Genomic DNA, 18600 nt, shown 5'->3' on the forward strand with positions numbered 1-18600 from the left:
CAAGAGTGCAAGAGTGCCTATTGCCGACCTGCGCGCAATTTTTCAATTAATTGAGATAATTTCTGGTCAGAAGCGGCAGTAATAAAGTCTAATTTAAACTTTTGTCCCTGACTGAGATATTCTGCATAACTAGACAGAAGAAAAGGACGAAACTTGTCATTATCAGCCATATAAACTTCAAAAAAAGCCACCAATAAAGCCCCCGCATAATCCTCGATTAAATTTTGATCGGGTAAAGTGATATTGACCACAGACTCCAGGGTTTTTTGCATTCCTGCATCCAATTCCGTAAAATTTACATGAGCTTGTCCCTCCACCATGACCAGATATTTATCCGGAGTTTTTAACCAAGTAAAAGGAATGGCCTGTTCAAAAATCGGATTAGCTGCCGGGTCATAACTTCCGGAACCCAAGAGGACAGGAATCGAGATTTTGCTTAAACCTTTTTCCCCAAAAATACTGCGGTTAACGGGATTAGCTGCAAAGACGGCCGTGACTCGTTCATCGCGAAAATTATAGACCTGTCTAGGCAATTCTAGGGCGCGACATTCCAGTAAAATAGCGATATTAATCCCGGAGTAAGGACGATTACAATCTTGGGCGAGATTATCAAAATCAATTTGTGCGCCGGCAACAGCTAGAGATGTATAACCCCCGAAGGAATGACCCGCTACTCCCACATTAGTTAGGTCAAGTTTACCTTGAAATTGACTAGCATTACGTCTGGCTAATTCATCGATGACAAAGCTAATATCTTTGGGTCGATTAATAAACTCATCTCGATCAAAAATATTGCGATAATACCCCCCTAACATTCCTTGTAGGTATTTGATATCACTGCCGGGGTGTTGCGGTGCTGCTACTAAAAATCCGTAGGAAGCTAGATGTTCAATTACTTGGGCATAATCTTCCGGTCGCGAGGCTAATCCGTGGGAAAAAATAATTACAGGTGTTTTACCGTCTCGGAAAGTTTCCGGGATATAAACATTCACATATAAACTGCGATTGCGACTGCTATCGGTTAGGTTCCAAACTTCTTTTTTTACCTGAAAGCTACCGCGCTGACGCAAATCGGGTAAACTGGCATAATTAATCGCTGGTTTAACGGCAGCGGCTTCCTCGGCTGTCCAGAGGCGCATATCTTTGATAAATACTTCCGCCACATAAACTGCATAATCGATGGTTTTAGCTAATCCGAGGATTTCTTCCCCCTGTAACTGTATATTATTGGGGAATTTTTTCAGCACATTTAAAAGGGTTAATCCCCCCGGATCAAAAGCGGCACTAACAATCGCACCCCGCAGGGCATATTTTCCATTAACTCCCCCTTGAATGGTGATGCTTTTGCCCAAACGAGAGAGCATATCAGCACCCATCACACTATTAAAAAAACGAGATAGTAAAACAGGATCGATGTCAATCTTTGTTAATAAAGCCTCACGAAATTTCTCTCTTTCTTCGGGAGTTGCTCTGGCCAGAAAATTTTTTAAATTAGCATCGATTTTTCCTTCTTTAGCAAAGGTTTCTAGGGATGCTACCGATACAGAAAAGACGAGGGGAGTATAGACAAATTCAATTTCTTCGGCGGCTTTTAGGGGTAAAGCGGTCATACTGGCGGCGAAAAGACCTAGCAGAAAAGCTCGCAGCCGACGGGTTGGATTATTTCTAGGAAAACGACCTGGTAAACTATGGCTAATCATGCGGTTTTTGGCTAGGGTAAATGACAATAAGTGAACTACTCTCAAGGTCGTTGAGAGCTTCCTATTTCACAGGGGATTGCCTCAAGACAGACTTACGCCCAGCTTTTGGTCTGACATCCCCTCTATAGGCAGTATCGCTAGTTCCTAACGACAATATCCGTAAGCTTTCATCTCGAATATTTATTGCCGCATTTATGTCCCGGTCATAAGTTGTCTGACAATGTTCACAAGTCCATATTCTCATATCAAGGGATAAACTACCCACTTGATTTAGACAGACATGACAAGTCTTAGAACTAGGGAAAAACCTATCAACTTCGATATAGGTTTTTCCTTGCCATTCTGCCTTGTATTTAAGCATTGTACAAAACATTCCCCAACTACAATCACTAATAGCCTTAGCTAAATTATGATTGCGTACCATGGCTTTAACATTGAGGTTTTCTACAGCAATAACTTGGTTTTCGTTAACTATCTTACGGGATAGCTTGTGGAGAAAATCCTCACGACATCTTGAGATTTTAGAGTGAACTTTAGCTACTTTACGTCTAGCTTTTTGACGGTTGTTACTTCCCTCCTTTTTATGCGATAGCTTTTGTTGTTTCCGTTTTAGGTTACGTTGATGTTTAGCAAAATGTTTAGGGTTATCATATTTACTACCATTGCTGGTAATAGCAAAATGATTAAGTCCTAAATCAATTCCTATCGCTTTTCCATCTATCCCCCCGTCTTCGTCACCACCCTGATTAAGGGTAGATCCCCCCGCCTTCGGCACCCCCCTTATCAAGGGGGGCAGCGGAGATTGTCCATCATCAACGTCTCGGCTCCGCTCGACGTTAACCCTGAGCGAAGCCGAAGGGTCAACTAAAATAGAAGCGTAGTATTTACCGTCTGGGTTTTTTGAGATAGTAACGGTTTTAATTGTTCCTGCAAATTCCCGATGACGAACACAATAAACTAAGCCAACTTTACCAGGTAATTTGAGGTAGTCACCTTCAAATTTGACCTTAGCTGGATAGCTAATTGATTGTTTACCATGTTTAGATTTGAATCTTGGTAATCTAGCTCGTTTCTCAAAAAAGTTTTGATAAGCTTGCGATAAGTTCAAAGCAACAACCTGTAAGCACTGGGAATAAGCATCTGTCAACCACTCATATTCTTTTTTGAGACTGGGCAATAGTCCCTGAATATAGTTTCGTGTCAGTCCTTTTCCCGTGGTTTTATAGGTTTCTTGGCATAAATTCAGGGAATAATTCCAAAACCAACGACAACAGCCAAAGCTTTTAGCTAAGGCTATTTCTTGCTCGGTATTAGGCTTAAGTCTGAATTTGTACGCTTTGTGCATAAGAATTATCAAGAAACTATAACTATGATAACATAGTTTTGAGGAATTGTATATATACAAAGTCAGCATTCATGAGTGGCTGTGGGGCGAATTACTTCGGCCCTTTAAAAGCCCCGTCCCATCGCACTAAGCGCGAGGGACGAATGCTGACACTAAGTTAAAAGTGAAAAGTGGCGGCGAGAAAGGGTCCGTTAAAGTTTTCCGTAAAACCGAATGCGTTATCGCCACTACCGTTTTTATACTCGATCCCGTAGAAACGATAGGCGAATTGCAGGGAAATTTGGCGATTCACCCACCAATCGACTCCGAAGAGGAGGTTCCAGCTTAGATCTGGATCGCCGGCCAGCCCGAAACCGGAAGCGTCTCCCCGAATCCATAAAGTGATCGGATCGGACACCTGTACCCCAAATTTCCCGCCGAGGAGCGGTTCAAACCAAGTTCTCCCCTGACTGAAGGTTTGTTGGAAGGTTTGACTGAAGTTGACGAGGGGACTGGATAGCTGTACGGTAAGCGTTTCCTCGATATCGATACTGATACTATTGAGACGAAGGCCCGCATAGGGCTGGAACCAAATTAAGGGAAAAGAGCGATTAGAGGGTTTTTCGGGCAGTTCGTGGCTGATCGGAGCACCGATGTGGTAACTGACGGCGAAATCGTAGATGCCCTGATCGAATTGTAGGTTTGTTTCCGAATCCGCCTCGAGTTGCTGTAATTGGCGATTGTCGGCGAATTCTTGTACCTGTTGCATTGTTTGTTCTAGTTGTTCGAGCGATTCTCGGGCGTTCTGAATTTCTTGTTCGAGTCGTTGCAGGGGTTCGCTATCTTTTAACTCCCGTAACTCTTGGAGTTTCGCTTGCAGTTGTTGCAGGGGTTCGCTATCTTTTAACTGCTGTAGCTCCTGAACTTTTGCTTGCAATTGTTGGAGGATTTCGCTATCTTTAGTCTGCCGCAACTCCTCAATCTTCCCTTGTAGTTGTTGTAGGGGTTCCCTATCTTTTAGCTCCCGTAACTCTTGAATCTTCGCTTGCAGTTGTTGCAGGGGTTCGCTATCTTTTAACCCCCGCAATTCTTGAATTTTTTCCTGCCCTCTAGCCAGAGCTTCCTGTATTTGTGAGAGCTTTTCTTGAAAATCCTTCAAATTTCCTAGCCGATCGCTAAAGGCAGGATCGCGGGGTAATTCTGCTATTTTCTTCTCCAGATCCCGGAGATCTCGAATATCGATATTATCGCGAATCTCACCTATATCCACCTCGGGGAGAGTCGGAATTTTTACGACCATTTCTTGTAAAGTATTCTGGCGTTCGGCCAATTGTCCTTGAAGGCTGTCAAGAGCCTGTTTAAATTCGTTTAGGCGCTCGGCTTTTCGCTCGACCTCTTGCCGCACCTCCTGTCGAATTTCTGCGAGGGTCGTCTTTAGTTCCTGCGCCTGCTCGATTTTCGGAACGATCTCTTGCTGGAAACGTTGCCGAGCGTTATCGATCGCCGTTTCCAGTTCCTGTAATTGTTCCTCCCGAAGGGCGACTTCTTGCCGTATCTGATCGCGCAATTCTTGGGCTGCCGCTGGTAATTGGCTTAATTGTTCGGTTTTTAGGGCTATATCCTGTCGTAAGGCTCGAATTTTGTCTCCTGCCTCTTGAAAGCTCCCCTCTTCTTTTAATCCTTGTATCCGAGCGACCGACTGGGAGATGCCTTCGAGTCCATTGATCGCTTTTTGAATTCTCTGGTTGGCATCCTGACTCAGCAACCAATTCAAGGAGTTGATAAAATTCGGCTCTCGAACCCTTGTCTTCTGGAGGTTGATCACGTTTCTCAAGCTGGCGTAATAACCGTCGAAAATCAAACCGAAACGACCGTTCCAGGCTTCCACGCGCGCGCTACCCGTCACCCGGAGCGATTGTAATACTTCCCCGAGATCGAGATGATAGTTGACGGTACGTCCCCGGGCCGTTGCGGTTCCGTAGGTATTGATCGGAATGGTCGCGTAGGGCTGAAATTTAATCTGCCAACCTCGATCCTCTTGGCCTTGGGGAGCGGGATTTTCCGGTGCGTTCGGGGTCGCAGCCGGGGTGGGTTCTGTGGGGGGAGAGGCTGGCAAAACGGGCGCTCCTACTCCCGCCAGATCCTTGGCACAGGCACTGTCGGGTAATTCCTCGGTTCGGGTTTCCCCCTCGAATACCAAGGGGGCGACCCTATTGGTCAAGGGGGTAAAACCCTCACAGAAGGAAGGGGCAACGGTCACGGGAGCGATCGCTTTCCCGTCATCTATCGCTTCGGCGAGAACACTGGGGACAGGAAACGATAAACCGAGCAAAGTCCAGATCAGCAGGCGGCATGGCGAGAATCCCATAATTTTTCACTCCTCACTATTAAAAAAACGCTCTAGCGGTAGCAGCCGACAACAGTTACCGTGTAGGTCTTGCCGAAATGGTTGACACCACCGATAAAAAGATTGACTTGATAGGGTTCATCGTTGGGTTCCGGTGTGGCGGTAATAGTCAGGGGTTTACCTGGGTCGATCCGTACATCTTGTTGGTTAAAAAACTGTCCCGTGGTTTGATCGCTGTACTTGAGGTACATCTGGATATCGAAGGAACCACCCTCAGCCGAGGAAATAGTGGCCAGGAATTTTTGCCAGATGCGATCGCTCGGAACCGCCCAATCGGTATTCCAGTTATTGCGAGTGATATCGACACCGAACACGCTGGGAACGGTCGGTTGAGAAACGGTCTTGGTTACTTGGTTTCCTTGACCACCGATCAAAGGTATCGGGACGCAGGTTTCTGAGGCACTAAGGGGCAAATTTAAGGCAAGGGCAAGCGATAAAGTACCGAGCCAAGTAGGACGAAAAAGCATCAGCAAAACCTCGATAAATTAATCTGGGAGATTTTGATTCTAGATTATTGAGTATCTCTGAATATACTATCTAGGGTAGATAGTATATTAAAGTTGTTTTTATGTCAAGACATTAACTATTAATAAAAAACAATAAATATATGGATTTAATAAGTAGAATTGATTATCTTAAGATGAAAATAATCAGCTAGGGTTTTTGACCAGAATAAATTGCTAATTAGGGCTGGCTGAATAAATCTAAAAACCTTGTTGGATAAGGCTTTTAGACTTTTTTCCCCTCAAAAAGTGCCGACCATTGGAGTGATTGGGGGTAAAATTCAGGGAAAAATTCCCTGAATTTTAGGTAATTGACCACCTGAAAATGGGTAAAACCCCACACCCCACACCCCACCTGCCCCCCCGATGTCGGGGGGGTTGGGGGGGGTCACACCCTGCCCCTAGGAAAAGCTTTTTCAGCAAACCCTAATTATTACGAATATGAATATCTTGTTGCGGAAAGGGAATCTCGATATCCTGTTGAGTAAACCTATCAAGAATAACACAATTAACATCACTAATTACTCGCTTTTTCCTGTTAACATCATCCAACCAGAACTTTAATTCAAAGTTTAAACTAGAATCACCAAAATTAATAAAAAAGGCTACTGGTTGCGGGTTTTTAAGTATGTTAGGATGATGATTAGCAATGTCTAGCAATAAATTCATCACCTGTTGTGCGTTAGAATTATAACCAACTCCGATAACAATTGAACAATAAATCAAGTTATCACTACCCGTATAGGTGGTGACATCCTCAGTAAAAAACTTTTGATTGGGGATAATTTTTTCAGAATTATCCGTAAGGATTTGCACTGTTGTCGCTCGAATACCTAGCTTTTTTACCTGAGAAGTTTGCCCTTCAATATTAATGATATCACCGGGTTTGAGAACTTTTTCAAATAATAGTAAAATACCGCTAATAAAATTACTTACTACTTGCTGCAGACCGAAACCAATACCCACCGATAAACCGCCAGTAATTGCCGCTATTGCCGTTGCATTAACTCCCACATAACCCAAGATGATAATAAAACCTAAGACAATGAAAAAATAACGTCCTAACAGTAAAGTTGCTTCAATTTCACCGCGACTAGCTTGCTGATTTAAATTAGCAATACTCAGAATTATAGTCTCTATAAGATCAACAACAATTACCAGAAAATAGGGAGCTATTATCAAAACAAATATGCTTCCCAATGTGATCGGACTATTGAATAAATTGAAAGGAGATACTTGGGCGATTTCCTGAATATTATTGTAGAAACCAATCATGGTTCTCAGGAGAAATAACACCAATAAAGGTGCTAAAAGCCGGAAATGATAATATTTAATTGTATTGACGGAAAACTTGGCGTATAGTCCAGCTAATAAACCACGATAAACTAAATAAAACCACAGGAGTTTTATAGATAAACTAATCATTCCTCTTGTCCAGTTTTGACTGAAAAAAATTAGATAATTTAAATCAAGTAAAATTATACTAATAACTGGAAAATTAAGAAACTGTATCAGGATAGCAAAATATTGACGGCGGGTTAAATTTTTATCACTATGAATAAAACTGGTGACGTGAGGAAATCTTTTTTCTAAGTAAGACCATAACCATTTTGACAATAACCAAGCAAGAATTAAACAGAAAAAAATAATCATTAATTGATTTTGAACATTTCTGCGTCCTAAAAATAATAATTGGTTAGCAATTATTTCCGAAAGAGATGGGATATTGTTGTTCATATTAATTTATTTTTCTGACTTCCTGATCAAGACCTGATTGAATATAAAGTGTCAGTTGGTGGGCTGCTGTTGAGGAAGATATTTCACCAGCGATCGCTCTTTCATACCACAATTCTCCTTCTTCTAAAATTTTATTCAACTTTTCCCAATCATCGAGAGGAACTGCCACGGCATTGTGAGATTGTTGTAATAATACTGATTCGATCGGTAGTAAATTTCCTTCGATCTGCACCCGTCGATTAGTGGGAATAAAACTTTCTGTTTGGATGATTGCTTGCAATTGTTGTTCGGGATTAGTGAGAAATTTTCCTAAAGCTAATCCCAACCTATTTTCATTATCACTGTTATTGCGATTAAATACCATCACCCGTGTATAGAGAATTGGTGCTGCTTTACCTTGAGTGTCTTGGGGAAGTAAAGCGACTCTGAGATCATCTTGGAGGCTGTTTTTTAAATCGGCAATTTCAATAGAATTACACACATAATAGGTTAAGCGACCTCTAGCAAAGGCCTCATGAAGTAATTCCCGTTGACGATTGAGGATAAAATTAGGCTGTGACGAGGCAAATTTTAGCCATTCTAGCCATTTTGCCCAACCATCCAAGCGAGGTTGCAGCCTACCCTGATCATCCCACAAATAGCTGCCAAAAATTGCCATTCCCCAAAAAGTATCTTCAAAAGAGGACACCATCCCCACAGAATAACCTTTGCGCGCACGTTCCACTAATCCCTCTAAACTGGTGGGAGGTTGCTTCAGCAGCGGATCGGTACTAACTTGTAATTTTTTTTGATTGTAACACAGTACACGAGTACGAGAACCTAAGGGAATGCCATAGATTTTTCCTTGATAGCTAACTTGTTTCAGGGTTGGAGGATTATAAATAGATAAATCTAGATTTTTCCGGTCAATTTCCCCCAGTACTCCTTCAGAGACTAATCTGGGTATATTTCTCGAAAAAATTAGAATAACACTCGCACCCAATCCGCTTTGAGATTGCTTAAAAAAACGTTCGGGTATCTCATCGACAGGAATAGCTTGTTCAAGAATTGTCACCTGCGGATTTAATTTTTCAAACTCTTGCAAACCGAGACCTACTACTTCAGTTAAATTGCCCTCTTCTGGATACCAAACCAAAAGGGTTCCTTGCAGTTGCTCCGATGATTGGTTAGGAAGATCACTAAAACAAGCATAAAGAAAAATTGGCATCAAGATAAAAAGCAATAGGAGCGATATAATTCTCCTTAGTTTTTTACTTCTCCAAGCAGTTGTAACTCTGAGCCTTAGGGATTGCATTGATCGTGATCCTTGAAAAATCTTGCTATATATTCATAGTATAATAAAAATGTACCCAGTAATCTTCAGGATAAAAATAATTAACATGATCCTTTGTCAAGAGCCACCAATCTAGGAACAATTACAGTTAAAAATTTTGCGTTTTAAGCTGCTGACCTATCTAAATTACTTGTTAACACTGTCTAGGAGAAGGGAGAGAGTGAGTTTCCTAGTTTGTTTTCTAACACTCTAATATCCAGTTTAAATGCACTACAGTTTACCAGTAAATACTCAACCTGAAAGCTAATCATTAAATAACTACCTCTTAAAAACCCAAGTGAACCCCATAAAAAAGACAAATTTGTTCGCCATTCCTGACAGCAAATGATTATTACTTGTCCGAAAAAGCCGAAAATAATGCCGCTCAAAAAGCCAAGATAACCACCTAAATTTAACACCACGATCCCCCATCTAGATATTGAAAATGCCAAGACCAATAACTAAGTAGTCGTGCAAAATTAATTTCCTAGTGAAGATAGGCAAGAGGCAAGAGGCAAGAGGTGGTTAGATATGTGTAATTAATTTTGCTTAGGTACTTATAACAAACTTCAACAACGGCTAAATAACTGGGTTCTTCAGAACATATTATGCTAAATTACTTAGTTATTAAGGATAGGGCCAAGTCCATAGGCCAATACTTGATCTAGAGACCCAAGGCTTGCTTCCCCTCCCGACCTTTTCAGGAAAAAACTTAGTCAGAACCACGGTATAGCGCACCTAAATAAAATGTCAACCCCCTCCGTTTGCCGTCGTGCGACACCTCACTTCTAGGGCCTACCCGTTCACGTCTTTACTGATCACCGAGATCCAGCATTAAATGAAGGTAATTCAACTCTATGGCAAATAACAAACTACAACTTCTGTTAACCAGGGTAGGCCCATGGGCTGTTGGCGGCCTGCTCGGCGGTTTGATCGGCTCTCTGGCCGCGGTACTGCTGACTGAGGCAATTAAGCAAACCCTCAGGATTGCCTCTGGCTTGGGCAACTTTTGGCTACTGCTGCTGCCGCTGGTGGGCGTTACCTTAGCAGTGCTAGTCCTGTTTGGACTGGGTAGGGGCCAACCCGTGCAGACCTTAGCTCCCCGGGATGCCACTGCCTCTGGCCGCTGGGGTTCTCTCATGGCCTGGTACTCCTTCCCCCATGACATTGCTCGCGCCGATCTGACCGGTGACGTGGTCAACGCATCTGGGGCCGAAGAGCGCTTCCCCTGGAATCTAGCACCGTTGCGGGCCCTAGCCATCCTCTCCACTGTTGGACTGGGGGCGCCCATGGGAACAGAATCGCCGGCGGCCCATATTGGCGTGGCGACGGGAACCTGGTTAGGTAGCACAAATCCAGCCCTGGGTCAACTGGTGCGGCCGCTGGCCATCGGCGGCGGTGCGGCCAGTGTTTCTGCCCTGATGGGAATCCCTCTGGTGGGCAGCTTCTTTATGTTTGAGTTGAGTCAGCGACGCCAGGTTCCGATCACCCCGGAGCGAGTGGCGGCGATGTTAGCCGGGGGACTGGTGGGATGGGGAGTCAACGCTGCCTTTAAGCTGCAACTGATCCGGCTGGTGGTGCCGCAGCTTTCCCCCACTGACTTTTGGGATGCGGTGGGTGCCACTTTGTTGATCGGATTGGTCGTCGGCACGATTACAGCCCTCACCGGTGAGGCGATCTACTGGGCCAGAGGCTTGCGGGACAGGCCTGGCACTCGTCTCCTCATTGGTGGCCTGGTGATGCTATTCTTGGCGATCGTGATCGGGCAGGTGGCGACCCCCGCAGCGGCTTTTGGGCCGGGGGGAGCTGCTATCGTCTGGGCCGAAAACATTAAAACAACTCCTTACCATCTGTTAGCGGTAGCTCTGCTCCGGGCCGCGGCCACCACCGCTGCCGTTTTAGCCGGGGGCTGTGGCGGCGTGTTTGTCCCTTTTCTGGCCATCGGCGATCTCAGTGGCCGGGTGTTCGCCACCACCTTTGAGATTTCGGGGGATCTGGCCGGTGCGGCGGGGGCAGCGGCCGGTATTGCGGGCGGCTATCGCCTACCTTTGACCGCCGTGGCGATGGTACTGGGGGTGGGGGGTCCGGGGGCAGCCCAGCTAACCTGCCTTGCTACAGTGGTGGTTGCCGCCCTTTCGGGATTGGTGGCCGCACGGGTAGCCAATCAACTCTCTAGTTCCCTGCGGGCAATGATCCGCTAGAAGCCACGGTCAGGGGAATTACTGTGATATCCAGAGGGTGCAAGTTCTTTGCGCCCCTAATTTTGGGATTGTTGTCTAACGCAATCTACCAGATCAGCGATCGCACTCAACTTAATATCAACAGACTTTCTGTTTCACTATCAAAAAATTCAACAATAATTAAAAAATGACCTCTTAAAATTTCGATAATCTTTGCCGTGGGACTATTGCCAATACGAAGATAGATAAATTTGGGTGGATGACCATATATAGCGGTTCTCACATTTGTGAGGCACAGTTAAACCTTTGCTGATTAAGCTTTTCAACATCTATAATGTACCTCTTGCGAACAGAAAACGCTATAAAAGTAATGTGAGTAGATTGAGAAAAATAATTAGGATAAAAAATTGGATCGACGAATCAGGGTTTTGATTTCAGATTTTATCAGCAATTGATGTGCTACTCTGACTGGTATATGCTCGGCATTGTTACGATTACCAATAGGATTAACTAATCGTACACTATATAAATCTTCTCCTTCCTCTTCCTGTGATATATTTGAATCAAGCTCAAGAAATACTTGCTCAGGATAAGAGCGTAAAAGTCTTATCTGTAAAGCTGATTTTAAATCCCTAGCACTTTGGGCAGACGGACTATTACTTCCAAACAAAATTGTAGCAGATTTCCATGGGTGATTAAACGCAATAATTTCATCAACAAGAGATTTTATTGTAATACTTTTTTGTAAGAATTTGTCATTTGTAATACTTTTTTGTAAGAATTTGTCATTGTTTTTAGGTTTAATTCGGCTAATGTTTCTTTTTAGAATTGCTGAATAGTTGTAATTGAATCGGCTAATTTCTGGGAAATGCTTCCTAATTCATTATTCAATTTAGTGACCGATTGAGATGCTCTAAGGGTTAGGTCTGCACTTTGTTCTAATTTCTCGCAAACTGGTATAATTAGCTGAGTTTTCATCTCATCAATTAAGCTCTCTAAAACATTTTTTTGAATAGTTGTGATTTCTGTTAATTTAACTTGAGTGACAGAGATATTATTGAAGACTGGTGTTAGCTTAGATTCAATTGTTCGATCCAGTTGAATACTGACAGCGTTACCTACCTCTTCTCCTATAACTTTAGCATCAAGAAATTTAGCTACTTTTTCTAACGCTTGAGATGCTCTTAAATTAGCAGTGAAATCGAATTTCTTAAAACTTTCAGAAATTTCTTTTAAACTGCTAACAGCTTCCTGTTGTGAGTCCTTCCCTGCTATTGTAATTTTGTGTAATGCCCGACTAATCTGGTCATGATTGGATTGTCTTACAGAATCTGTAATGAAAAGGATAAATGTGAATAAACTACCTGTTCCTAATCCCATTAAAGAAGTAGAAAATGCAGTTTTCATCCCATCGAGTAATCCAGTAACACCCACCAATAAAGACTCAGTATTATTCAAGTTATTAAGAGGAATATCTGAAATTCCTACTTGAATGCCATAAAAGGTTCCTAATACACCAATGGCAGTACATAATGTTCCTACAAAGCGAAGGTTACTACGGGTAGCATGAGTTAGGATTTCTGGATATTGTTTAAGAATATATTTTCCTTTTCCTTCTATTTGCACGGGTTTATTATTCTTTGTTTCTAAATGCTCATCAATCCACTCTTCATATTTTCTTTGTTCTATACTACTACCTCTTTTAAGTGCTTTGATTACGTCTTGATCATTTTTGGCTCTCTTACAATATAAAACACAGGTATAAATTTCCCATACTGTTGCAATTGAAAAAACGGCAAGGGTAATCCAATGAAATAGATCATTGTCCCAAATAATGTTGAATATAGTTAACAATGACTGCATTGTGTTAGGTTACTCAAATATTTATAGGTAGATTACTGCTTTACTTTGGTACAAATTGTACTTGACAAACGACACGGAGTATAGAGTGCCAGCTTGGCAACCTTTGAGTCGGTCTCGGAGACACTCAATGGGTTAACCTAAGAATGAACAGGGGTTGGCATTCCCCAGTTAGTTATTATGGCAAAAGGAAAGGCTTTGGTCAGCTAGTTTTGACCCGCCAGCAGCAACAAGAAGCAAAGCTCTTGAGAAAGATTGTTCTCCAGCATTTTCAGCATTTGCCAGACCCCAGAGTCGGCCGCAAAAAAGACCATACCTATAAAGTCCCTTCAATTTTACGGCGAATCACCTCCTCCATTTGACGTAAACCCTCCTCCGTACTAGGGAAATTATACCTGATCGCATTCGGATCACGACGACTCATCAACGCCCGCAAAGCCTCATCATCCTCACGGTGTTGTAGAACATAGGCTCTGAGAGTGGACTTGCTCATTTCGTTAAAATTAGGCTTCATTTGGCAAAAACTCCCAATTTCCATCGGCATAAATAATCAATTCAATGTCTTCACCTGCCAAGATATAAATTTCGCCCCGTAACGGGTCAAATCGGAATAAAACAATATCCCGAAATCCATCCGAGAGACTTTGGCAAAGCTCAACCGACTTAATAGCTTGCTGTGTGGTTAACGAAAACAACTTACCCCCAAATGATAACACCTTTTCAGTTTACTCTAATTACCCTCAACCCTCACAAGCCTACCCATTAGCACATTCTCAAAAAGTGCTGGTAGAAAGGCCATAGCCTAGTACCTAGGCGGTCAAACAGCCTAAGTAATACCAAATCCGCCTTAGAAAGTAAAGTAACAAATTAAGAATAAGTAAGCCAATGATAGTTGGTCAAGTTTTTAATTTCTTCTGTCATATTTTCGAGAACGCAACAACGCTGAACCAGCTTTTCTTCGAGTTCTTCAATGGTCTCAAAATATTCGTTGACTAAAGTTCCCTCATCAAGACCCCTATCTTTGGCGAAAGCTTGATAGACCAAATTCAACCATTGATGGTTAACTCTTGGGATTAAATACCAAACGTTTTTCTGGTTTTAGGCTCAAGAAATCCATAGACATATAACCATTCTTAACGGTGTTGCACTACCGCCGTTGGTCTTTTTAAACTGTTCTTGTTCAATCGGATTTCCTTTCTTATGTTTCGGTCTGGGTTTTTGACAAGAATATTTGGACTTTTTTAAGTAATTCCACCCTCTTTGATTCCAGACTTTTTCTCGCCCCGTTTCCTTTTCTATCCATCTGGCTACCTTCGGATCTGTCCAGATTCCTCCATCCACAGGACGTTCTTTCAGTTCTTCTTTTAATTTTTGAAATTGTTCTTCCTTCAATAAAGGTTCTTTTTCTCTCCGATGTTCCGCACTTTTTTTCTTGAGATTTTTAACTCCTTCTTCTCCTAATTCATTATATCTCTTGAGAATTCTAAAACTATATTGATAATCTAACCCCACAGCTACTGCCGCATTTTTGATTGTCCATCCTAACGATATTTGACCCAATAAGTGCCATCTTCTTGTTTCCACTGAGTCTTGACTGCTTCTGGATCTATCTTTCAGTTGCTCTGAACTTAGATGTTCTGCTAAGTAAGCTTTCTTGGCCATTTTATCTCCTCGTCTTTACTCGTTTTATTATAATAGGATTTAGTGTAAATCGGCCATTTGTTCGGCCCAAAGTCCAAAGTCTTGCTCCTAGGATGCCGTCATCGATTTCTCTTCTTCTAAGCTCAATTAACATTATATTAATAATCCGCCAACAGTGAGGGCTTAAAAACGGATTTACTATCATAATGTGTTGTTTTCCTGATCGTCTGAAGATTGAACACGAAAGGGAGGCGCGACATAATCGGAAGGTAAATAATTTTCGGGAATGGTTGTTGTATTTCCATCTCGTAGGGAGGTGTAACTGGGAGAAAGAATCTCAATCCCAGCTTCATTACACTTATCTTGAATATTTTGATGGAGTTCTGAATAAATTATTACCATCAAATTGGGTTGGTTAGTGTAAGCGTTTAACTGATAACTGATGTAAAAATTATCCAGGCTAGTTTGCAGGACAAAAGGTGCGGGTTCTTTGAGGATATGCTCGGTCTCTAGAGCCGCTTCAATTAGGGTTTTGTGGGCTTTTCGCCAAGGCAGATCGTAACCTAGGGTAATCGTTGTCTGAATAATTAGATTTCTGTTTAATTCCCGCGAGGAAATACTAAAGTTAATCACATTACTACTTAATAAAGACGAGTTAGGAATAGTAATGATTTTATTAGTAGGAGTACAAATGCGAATAACTAGGAAGTTTTTTTCAATTAGATCGCCAATTACATCTCCTATTTGAATGTGATCTCCAATGCGAAAGGCACGGGTATAAATAAGAATAATTCCCCCGATAACATTGGCGATCGCCGAAGTAGAACCAAGGGATAAAAGAAGACCAAGAAAAACAGAAACACCTCGGAAAGCAGGGGAATCAAAACCGGGCAAGTAGGGAAAAGCGACTATTGCTGCTATGGCAATAATTATGACTAATAGGAGATTGTAAGTAGGTTTAGCCCAATCAGTGTAAAAACCAGGAATAACCAGATTTCCTCTTTCTATTGCCGTAAAAAAGGGCTTGATAAGCCCGATTAAGTAGTAGGTTATAAAAATGATTATGGCAATAATAAAGGCATTGGGAAGATATTGGCCAATAGAGGATAAAACCAGTTCTAATGATTGAGAAAAATAGCCTAAAATACTCTCACCAAAAACTCTTGTCCAGGGAAATAAACGAAGTACAAATGTAGCATAATTAAATAATAATAAAAAGAGAACAAGTAAGCGAATTATCCGAAGAACTCGCAGCCAAAAAAAGCTTATATTAGAGGAAGATATGATCTCAACATTCCCGATTTGAATGCCTGGCGTCAAGGATTCAATCAAACGTCTAATAAAGGGAAATAGCTTCCCTGAAATTTTGATAACTGCAAAGCTAATAATCAGGAAGGCAAAGCTGGCTATAACCGTATAAATGATGTTCTTAAGTAGTTGTTCGGGTTTTCGATCTTGGCGATATTGAGCGATAGCAACCTGAATTTTTTGTAAAGCTTGTTGAGCTAAAACCTCCGGCGTTGAACGATAGGCTTTTGCATCTCGCTCCGTCACCGTTAGAATTACTTCTTGATCTACACTTAAATAAAGTGAGTTATCATCAGGAATCTGCTTAATTGTCAGGTTCTCAACAGGAATAGAATCATTTTGAGCAATTCTTTCAATTCTCCGGGTAATAGCGTTAGCTCTCTCCTCCGCCGAAAATGAAGAAACTCCACGCCGGATAAAAAAGAGAGTTTTTCCATCTAACATAACTGGAAAGCCGTCAATTTTATTTTCCAGTTGTGTCGGATTTTGAGCTATTCCCAAAAGAGGAGAGGTGAGAGTCAGTAGTAAAACTACAACAAATATTACCAAAGTATGTCCAATTTTTTTCATCCATCCTCTAGTTCTAGATGGTTTACTTGGCATTAAAGATATTAGATTAATATCGAAAAATGGTACAGATTTCATAGGATTAAGTCAGATTTTTCTTTGTGTAGTAGGGTAAGGTTTAGGCATTACTGTCCTCGATGAGGTACAGATATACTAGGTTGAGACAGGAGTGGAAAAATTGCCAACACCAAAACTCTGTAAGGGTTGCCAATATTTAGGAAATTTAAGCGAGTTTTTCCTCAACATCTGTTAGTGATGGAAATGGGAACCAGATAATTTTGACTGATAATGAGACTGAGATTGAAAAAATGCGATCGCTGACCTAATATCCCGCAACAAAAGCTCCGCCATGTCGCGACTAAATCCCTCTTTAATCACCACGCGCTGCACGGTTAAATCTTGGCGATTTTTGGGCATTGTATAGGCAGGAACTAACCAACCCCGCTCGCGCAATTTATCGGCTAAATCGAATAAAATATAATTATATTGATCGCTAATTGTCTCCTTTAATTTCCAAGCAAAAACTGGAATAGTGCTGCCATCGGTAATCAATTCAAACGGCCCCATCTTAGCGATTTCCCCCGATAAATACAAGGCCGTATCTCGACAGGCTTGATGAATTTGTCGATAACCCTCTTTGCCCAAGAGTAAAAAATTATAATATTGAGCGACTACTTGATTGCCGGGACGAGAAAAATTGAGAGCAAAATTAGGCAGATCACTGCCTAAATAATTACAATGAAAGATTAATTCTTCTGGCAATTCTTGCCGATCTCGCCAGATAATCCAACCGACACCGGGATAGACTAAACCGTATTTATGTCCAGGAGCATTAATCGATTTAACCCATTTGAGGCGAAAATCCCAGACTAAATCGGGATCAAGAAAAGGGGCAATAAAACCACCACTAGCACCATCGACGTGCAGGGGAACTTGCCAGCCGGTTTCTCTGCTCAATTTTTCTAGAACATCATTAATTTCTTGGACGGGTTCGTAACTACCATCAAAGGTACTACCCATAATGGCAATTACCCCGATCGTATTCTCATCAATTAGTTTAATTGCTTCCGTCGCATCGAGGTGAAAACGATTCCCTTCCATCGGCACAAAACGCGGTTCTACCTCCCAATAACGACAGAATTTTTCCCAACAAACCTGCACATTAATGCCCATGACTAAATTAGGTTTATCGGTGGGTTTACCCTCTTTTTGTCGGCGATAGCGCCACTGCCATTTTAAAGCCATGCCTCCCAACATCGCCGCTTCACTGGAACCAATGGTAGAACAACTGGTTGCCGCTGCGCCTTTGGGAGCATTCCAGAGTCTAGCGATCATATTCACACAACGCAATTCAATTTCGGCGGTTTGTGGGTATTCATCCTTGTCGATCATGTTTTTATCGAAGGTTTCCGCCATTAATTGTTTGGCTTCCGGTTCCATCCAAGTGGTGACAAAAGTAGCCAGATTCAGGCGGGAATTACCATCAAGGGCAAGTTCATCGCGAATTAAATTGTACGCCGCCGCCGGCGGCATTTCCCCCTCGGGAATCTCGTATTTAGGTACAGCGGAAGTCAGGGCGCGGGAAGCATAGGTGGGGGTAATTAGTGCCTCTTCCGGACTGAGGCGATCGAGATTAATTTTCTGATGAACCATAACTTCCCTAATAAAATATCTTTTTTGCTCAGAGTAAATTACCAATCATTCCAAAAATAATAGCAATAATCGAGACGGATAAAGAATAGGAAAGCATCCCGTAGGTTACTACCAGCCGCCGCATCGCCGTACTATTAATACTTGTATCGAAGGTTTGATAACAAGCCGCCATACAAAAACCGGCTCTTCGTTACTCTTTATGCTAAATCAACAGACAAGATGCCAAGACAACATACTTCTAACCCAAAAATTCCGAAAGTTTCTCAAGCCATAGGCTCTCCGTTTTATTAGTTTAAGTTTATTGTTGATTCCCTCGACCACCCCATTCGTTGTCCTTTGCTCGAAATAACTAATTATTTCTCCAAACCAGTTTCGGATTGTTTGACAACTCTTGGTAAAAACACTGGA

General features: G+C 42.1%; 18 protein-coding genes. 1 reads left to right on the forward strand and 17 read right to left on the reverse strand.

Going from position 1 to position 18600, the window contains the following annotated elements:
• Window positions 1-17 precede the first annotated feature (17 nt).
• From H6F92_RS05360 to H6F92_RS05385, 6 genes are all read right to left on the reverse strand, one after another.
• Window positions 18-1700, reverse strand: a complete 1683-nt coding sequence (locus tag H6F92_RS05360) for an alpha/beta hydrolase (protein ID WP_190357063.1) — start codon at window positions 1698-1700, stop codon at window positions 18-20.
• Window positions 1701-1761: 61 nt separating this feature from the next.
• Entirely contained in the window at window positions 1762-3045 is a 1284-nt protein-coding gene (locus H6F92_RS05365; RefSeq protein WP_190357045.1) for an RNA-guided endonuclease InsQ/TnpB family protein, read from the reverse strand.
• A 157-nt stretch (window positions 3046-3202) separates the two neighbouring features.
• Window positions 3203-5392 carry a coiled-coil domain-containing protein gene (locus H6F92_RS05370; protein WP_190357046.1) on the reverse strand — a complete coding sequence of 730 codons (2190 nt, stop codon included), beginning with the start codon at window positions 5390-5392 and terminating at the stop codon, window positions 3203-3205.
• Window positions 5393-5424: 32 nt separating this feature from the next.
• A complete protein-coding gene (locus tag H6F92_RS05375) occupies window positions 5425-5898 on the reverse strand; it encodes a hypothetical protein (protein ID WP_190357047.1) in 474 nt (157 codons plus the stop codon).
• A gap of 462 nt (window positions 5899-6360) precedes the next feature.
• Window positions 6361-7671: a mechanosensitive ion channel family protein gene (locus H6F92_RS05380; protein ID WP_190357048.1), complete on the reverse strand. Its 1311-nt coding sequence runs from the start codon at window positions 7669-7671 to the stop codon at window positions 6361-6363.
• A gap of 1 nt (window position 7672) precedes the next feature.
• On the reverse strand, window positions 7673-8965 hold the full coding sequence (locus H6F92_RS05385) for a sugar ABC transporter substrate-binding protein (protein ID WP_190357049.1): 1293 nt from the start codon (window positions 8963-8965) through the stop codon (window positions 7673-7675).
• Window positions 8966-9840: 875 nt separating this feature from the next.
• On the opposite strand from H6F92_RS05385, the gene H6F92_RS05390 reads away from it, so the two are divergent.
• The gene (locus H6F92_RS05390) at window positions 9841-11184 is read left to right on the forward strand and encodes a chloride channel protein (protein ID WP_190357050.1); all 1344 of its coding nucleotides are present in this window, start codon (window positions 9841-9843) and stop codon (window positions 11182-11184) included.
• A 106-nt stretch (window positions 11185-11290) separates the two neighbouring features.
• On the opposite strand, the gene H6F92_RS05395 is transcribed toward H6F92_RS05390, so the two are convergent.
• The 11 genes from H6F92_RS05395 to H6F92_RS05440 all read right to left on the reverse strand — a co-directional run.
• Entirely contained in the window at window positions 11291-11446 is a 156-nt protein-coding gene (locus tag H6F92_RS05395) for a hypothetical protein (RefSeq protein WP_190357065.1), read from the reverse strand.
• Between the two features lie 111 nt (window positions 11447-11557).
• A complete protein-coding gene (locus tag H6F92_RS05400) occupies window positions 11558-11833 on the reverse strand; it encodes a hypothetical protein (RefSeq protein ID WP_199308135.1) in 276 nt (91 codons plus the stop codon).
• Window positions 11834-11985: 152 nt separating this feature from the next.
• Window positions 11986-13026 carry a hypothetical protein gene (locus tag H6F92_RS05405; protein ID WP_190357051.1) on the reverse strand — a complete coding sequence of 347 codons (1041 nt, stop codon included), beginning with the start codon at window positions 13024-13026 and terminating at the stop codon, window positions 11986-11988.
• Between the two features lie 313 nt (window positions 13027-13339).
• Complete coding sequence (locus H6F92_RS05410) at window positions 13340-13537, reverse strand: DUF6887 family protein (RefSeq protein ID WP_002736866.1); 198 nt, start codon at window positions 13535-13537, stop codon at window positions 13340-13342.
• Window positions 13527-13739 carry a DUF6888 family protein gene (locus H6F92_RS26985; RefSeq protein ID WP_036397117.1) on the reverse strand — a complete coding sequence of 71 codons (213 nt, stop codon included), beginning with the start codon at window positions 13737-13739 and terminating at the stop codon, window positions 13527-13529. Before H6F92_RS26985 ends, H6F92_RS05410 begins: the two co-directional genes overlap by 11 nt.
• Window positions 13740-13890: 151 nt before the next feature.
• Complete coding sequence (locus tag H6F92_RS05415) at window positions 13891-14067, reverse strand: hypothetical protein (protein ID WP_206755586.1); 177 nt, start codon at window positions 14065-14067, stop codon at window positions 13891-13893.
• A 60-nt stretch (window positions 14068-14127) separates the two neighbouring features.
• Window positions 14128-14685, reverse strand: a complete 558-nt coding sequence (locus tag H6F92_RS05420) for a helix-turn-helix domain-containing protein (protein WP_242030011.1) — start codon at window positions 14683-14685, stop codon at window positions 14128-14130.
• 180 nt (window positions 14686-14865) lie between these two features.
• On the reverse strand, window positions 14866-16617 hold the full coding sequence (locus tag H6F92_RS05425; RefSeq protein WP_190357052.1) for a mechanosensitive ion channel family protein: 1752 nt from the start codon (window positions 16615-16617) through the stop codon (window positions 14866-14868).
• Between the two features lie 171 nt (window positions 16618-16788).
• Window positions 16789-18192, reverse strand: coding sequence for a glutamate decarboxylase (gene gad, locus H6F92_RS05430; protein WP_190357053.1), 1404 nt, complete (start codon window positions 18190-18192; stop codon window positions 16789-16791).
• Between the two features lie 28 nt (window positions 18193-18220).
• Entirely contained in the window at window positions 18221-18364 is a 144-nt protein-coding gene (locus H6F92_RS05435) for a DUF1345 domain-containing protein (RefSeq protein WP_190357054.1), read from the reverse strand.
• A 35-nt stretch (window positions 18365-18399) separates the two neighbouring features.
• A partial coding sequence (locus tag H6F92_RS05440; RefSeq protein ID WP_190357055.1) for a transposase occupies window positions 18400-18600 on the reverse strand: 201 nt, incomplete at its 5' end.

Source organism: Microcystis wesenbergii FACHB-1317, from assembly GCF_014696875.1.
Lineage (GTDB): Bacteria > Cyanobacteriota > Cyanobacteriia > Cyanobacteriales > Microcystaceae > Microcystis > Microcystis wesenbergii_A.